Source organism: uncultured Romboutsia sp., from assembly GCF_958366745.1.
In the GTDB taxonomy this organism is placed as follows: Bacteria; Bacillota; Clostridia; order Peptostreptococcales; family Peptostreptococcaceae; genus Romboutsia; species Romboutsia timonensis.
Genome location: NZ_CATXCO010000183.1, coordinates 1 through 4,865 on the forward strand (window position 1 = coordinate 1; position 4,865 = coordinate 4,865).

Annotated in this window: 7 protein-coding genes; 1 reads left to right on the forward strand and 6 read right to left on the reverse strand. The window is 23.6% G+C overall.

The annotated features are described in order from the left end of the window. A partial coding sequence (gene gpr, locus Q5F54_RS10640) for a GPR endopeptidase (RefSeq protein ID WP_302334402.1) occupies window positions 1-337 on the reverse strand: 337 nt, incomplete at its 3' end. Next, the gene (locus Q5F54_RS10645) at window positions 297-476 is read right to left on the reverse strand and encodes a hypothetical protein (protein WP_302334403.1); all 180 of its coding nucleotides are present in this window, start codon (window positions 474-476) and stop codon (window positions 297-299) included. The genes gpr and Q5F54_RS10645, both read right to left, overlap by 41 nt. A gap of 262 nt (window positions 477-738) precedes the next feature. Between Q5F54_RS10645 and rpsT the strand changes: the two genes are divergently transcribed. Then, window positions 739-1,005 (forward strand): 30S ribosomal protein S20, encoded by a 267-nt coding sequence (gene rpsT, locus Q5F54_RS10650; RefSeq protein WP_071121232.1) that lies wholly within the window; start codon window positions 739-741, stop codon window positions 1,003-1,005. A gap of 107 nt (window positions 1,006-1,112) precedes the next feature. On the opposite strand, the gene holA is transcribed toward rpsT, so the two are convergent. From holA to Q5F54_RS10670, 4 genes are all read right to left on the reverse strand, one after another. After that, window positions 1,113-2,153: a DNA polymerase III subunit delta gene (holA, locus tag Q5F54_RS10655; RefSeq protein ID WP_302334404.1), complete on the reverse strand. Its 1,041-nt coding sequence runs from the start codon at window positions 2,151-2,153 to the stop codon at window positions 1,113-1,115. Further along, entirely contained in the window at window positions 2,128-3,387 is a 1,260-nt protein-coding gene (locus Q5F54_RS10660) for a ComEC/Rec2 family competence protein (protein ID WP_288523801.1), read from the reverse strand. The genes holA and Q5F54_RS10660 overlap by 26 nt, the downstream gene beginning before the upstream one ends. An 84-nt stretch (window positions 3,388-3,471) precedes the next feature. Further along, window positions 3,472-4,638, reverse strand: a complete 1,167-nt coding sequence (gene eis, locus Q5F54_RS10665; RefSeq protein WP_281537601.1) for an enhanced intracellular survival protein Eis — start codon at window positions 4,636-4,638, stop codon at window positions 3,472-3,474. A 1-nt stretch (window position 4,639) separates the two neighbouring features. Beyond that, window positions 4,640-4,865 (reverse strand): phosphatidylglycerol lysyltransferase domain-containing protein (locus Q5F54_RS10670; protein WP_302334405.1); only part of this gene is annotated, 226 nt, incomplete at its 5' end.

The window sequence follows — 4,865 nt, forward strand, 5'->3', positions numbered from 1 at the left end:
TTGATTTTACAGTCTCACTAGTTTCTAAACCTGTAATTCCCATAACACCTGGACTTAAAGCTGATACTTCAGTAAAATCATCATCATAATCTTTATTGTAGTTTTTAAATATGTGTCTTGTAACTAATGTTTTAGATACACTTTTAGGTCCTAATGCATCTGATGTTATATTCCAGTTACCAAGTCCTATTACTAAAGTTTTTTTAGTTTTATCACTTCCTAGTATTTCTACTAATTCATCTTTTAAATATGTAATCATTTCTTCTCTAGATTCATCATCATCAAATTTCATAAGATTACTTTCTAATGTAACATATTTTCCTATACCCTTGTTCATCTATAACCTCAACTATCGATACTTTACAGTTTTCTAAATCTTTATTTTTTACCTTTACTCCAGGTATCTCTGTGGATTTTTGGTCGTTTTCATATATTTCTTTTGCTTCTAATGCTAAGTCAGTTCTTATATTAAACATATTTACCCTCCATGTATTAATTAAATACTATTTATAATTCTTAACAAATTTTAGTATTTTATAACAGTAATAAATAAATTTGTAAGTTATTGAATATTTGACACTCACATTGTATATTATCTTTATGTAATATATAACTTAAAATAAAAAAAGAAATAATAATAAAACTTATAAATATTTATCCTTGATTTTTGATTTTATTTCTGTTAAAATCTAATATGTTGACGATGAATATAATAAAATAAACGAGGGGGTGAACCGCGTGGCAAACATAAAATCAGCTAAGAAAAGAATAAGAGTTATCGAAAAGAAAACTGCTTTAAATAGAGCTAGAAAATCTCAATTAAAAACTGCAATAAGAAGATTCGAAGAAGCTGTTGCAGCTGGAAACAGAGAAGAGGCTGTTGCTAAGTTCCAATTTGCTCAAAAGAAGATATACCAAGTAGCTTCTAAAGGAACTATACACAAGAATGCAGCATCTAGAAAAGTTGCTAAATTAGCTCAAAAGTTAAACGGAATGAACGCTTAATTATCCGTTTCTTATGAATAGATACTAACCCTTGATAATATCAAGGGTTTTTATTTTATATATATTAATTAAATTAAAAAATCTTAGTATTTACTTACTAAGATTTTTTAATTTCCTTTTTTGCAGTATTTACTTATTAACATTTCTATTGATAAGGTATCTCTTACTAATCCATTTTTTATTTTAAAATCACTTTCCAGTATAGAATTTAGTATATCTATTATAATTTCATCAGAAAAGTTTTTAGTTTGTTTTAATGCTTTTCCTACAACAAAAGGATGTAATTTAAGCCTTTCTGCTATACCCTTAGAGCTATGACCTTGTATTTGTAATTGTCTAACTTGCATAATAACTTTAAACTGTCTTGCTATCATAGAAAAGATCCCAAATACAGACTCTCCTTCATAAAGCATATCATTTAAAATTTTCATAGCATCAGATGAATTTTTCTGTCCTATATAATCAATAAGTTTAAATATATCATTTTCTACCTTTTTCTGAGAAAGTTGATCTATTATTTCATTTGTTACTTTATTTTCTTTACCTACAAATGAACTAATTTTATTTATTTCATTTTCTAAGTCAGACAAAGACTTTTCACTACTTTTATCTAAGTAACCTTCTTGGTTTATAAAGTACATAATTTGAGCATTATCTATAATAACATTATTATTATCAAATTTTTTCTTTACCCATTTAAATAGATCCATATCTGATAATTTATCACAATTAAATACTATTCCATTTTTACTTATCTTTTTAACTAATGATTTTCGTTTGTCTATATCTCCATATACAATAAACACCAAAGTAGTAGTTTGAGGTATATTATCTATATATTCTGTAAAGTATTTTTCATCTTCATCACTAAAGTTTTTCTTTTTACCTTTTAATAATTCAAAATCTTTTAATATAACAATCTTTCTATCATCCATAAATGGAAGTGTCTCTATAGAACTTATAAGTTGGTCTAAAGCTATTTCTCTCCCATCTATAATATCTAAGTTAAAATCTATCATTCCATCATTTAAAGTTAATTTAATCTCTTTTATAGCATTCTCTATTAAATAATATTCTTTCCCATAAAAAAGGTAAGTATTTTTTATATTTCTATTTTTTATATCATTTATAATATCCTTGTAGTTCATGTGATTGCTCCTTTATAGTTTTTGCTTCTTTATAAATCATATATAAAAATACTACTATATAATAAATAATTACATAGTATAATTTAGGTTCTTCTATAGCAATATAAGCAAAATCTAAATTACTTATTTTTTCTAATAATACATATATAGTTTCTAAGATAAATCTATTAATATACACCACTATACTTGATATATATATATTTATATTGAACAATATTAAACTTAATATAGCTAAATATATAATAATACCTATAAATGGAACTATAATTATGTTACCGAAAATAGAAACTAAAGGTATACCTTCGAAATTATAGTATATTATTGGTATTGTTAATATATTTGCAGACAAAGTTAATGAAATTATTTTTATATTCAATTTATTATTTATATAACCATAGAAATATATTATAGACAATGTTGCAAGAAAAGACAATTGAAAACTTATATTATATATTATGTATGGATTATTTATTACAAATAATATACCTATAAAGGATAGTGTTGATATTTTATCCATCTTCCTATCTAAGAAAAAACTTAAATACAGTGATATCATAAACATTATAGCTCTTATTATTGAGGGTGAATTACCAACCATAGCTGAGTAAATAAACATCATAGTAGATAAAACTATTAATTTATAAATCTTATTAATTTTTCCCATCATAAATATTATCAATCCTGAAAGTATGCCTGTATGGAGCCCTGAAATTGCTATAATATGGCTAGTACCAGTTCTAGTAAACATTAGTTTTTCATTTTGTGATAAATCATCTTTCTGCCCTAACATCATAGAATTTATAAAATCTGAGTTTGTTTTATATAAATACCTTATTGTATTGCTTATATAAGATTTTGCTTTATAAATATACTCATACATTAAATTATTTCCTACAATACTATAATCTTTTAAATATATTAAACCTTTATATCCCATACTCCTTAGATATCTGCCATAATCAAAACTTTCATATGACATTTTATTTAAATCTTTAAACTTTCCTGTTAGCTTTATTTCACTACCAACTTTAATTTTTTTATATTTGGTATAATCTCTAACAACAAATTTTCCAACTATGTATTCATTATATCTTTCTTTTTCTTTTTTATATTTTACTATACCTATAATCTCTATATCTTCATTGCCATAATCTGTATTAATTGCATTAGTATTAGTGTATATAAAAGATACTATTAATAATATAATAAAAATTATTAAAAATGGTCTTCTCATAATTCCTCCAAAAACAATTTACTTTAAGTATCTTCAAAACTATCACTTCTTAAACAAAATAAAGGATATCAAAATTGATATCCTTTAAACATACTCATTTATATAGTTTTCTTTTTTATTAAACAATATTTCAAATAAATCTATTACTTCTTTATTTTTTTCATTTTTATTTATATTATTTAAAATCATAGCTTCTTTTATATCTATATAAGAAAATGCCAACTGAGTAAACGTATTAATACTCAAATGTAAATCACATTCCCCTTTTATTTTTTTAGCTTCAACTTTTTTATCTTTTATCTTTATATTGAAAGTGCCATTATTTTCTTTTATAAATTTATCTTCTATAAATACATTCGCGCTTATCTCTATATCATCATTGATTGTTAATCCATTAAGGTATTCTTCTACATTTATAACTCTACCCATAATAAATGGCTTTACTTTAATATCTATAGTTTTAGGATTTTCTAAAACAAATCTTATTTTATCATTTACAGGGGCTGATATAATTACTTTCTTACATTGGGTATTGTGATTATAAATAAACTTTAATATAGATTTTAATGAGTCTAAATCTTTATAAAATAGTTCTCTAACAAGCATACTGTCTCCATTTAAGAAATATATTATATACCCTTTATATGAACCATCTTTATAAACATATATATGACCATTTTCGCTTTCAACTTCTTTGAATAAATTTATATAATATTCTTTGTCTCTAACTGTATTACCATTTACATCCGATAAAAATAAATTATTTATATCAATTAAATCGTCGATATGTTTTTCACTTGCTTTGTATAACCTACCTAATAAATTAAAATTCTTTAAATCTTCTATATTTATAGAGTATTCTAATTGATCATAACAATGCTCATATCCATATTTTCTATACAACCTATAATCGATAGGCATAAGTATTGATACTAGTTGATTTCTTTTATAAAGTTCATTAAGAGAGTATTCCATAATTTTTTTCATATACCCTCTTCCTCTTACTTGTGGAAATGTAGATACACCTACAACATATGATGTTTCATATTCTTTACCATCTAACTTTATTTTATATTGGTTTAATTGAAGAGAAGATACAATATCTTTATCTTCACATGCTACAATGGTATTATTATTGTCATACTTATTATTGAAGTAATAATTAACAAAGCTTTCTTCATCATTAAAACAATAATTCCAGATTTCTTTAATATCATCTATTTCTTCTTCTTTAGCATATCTCATATTCATATTAGTTCTCCCTAACAGTGTATTTCTCAACAAATTTAACAGGATGATAAGAAAGTTTAGCTTTTCTAAGTCCAGGTATTCCTAAGTCTTCTTCTCTATTTACAAACTCTACATTTTCAAATTCATTTAATATAAATTGTTGATTTATGTAAGGATATAATCCTCTTATATTCGGATTAGCTTTTTCTATATGAATTAATGCCATATTAGAATTTATAAGTTCACCC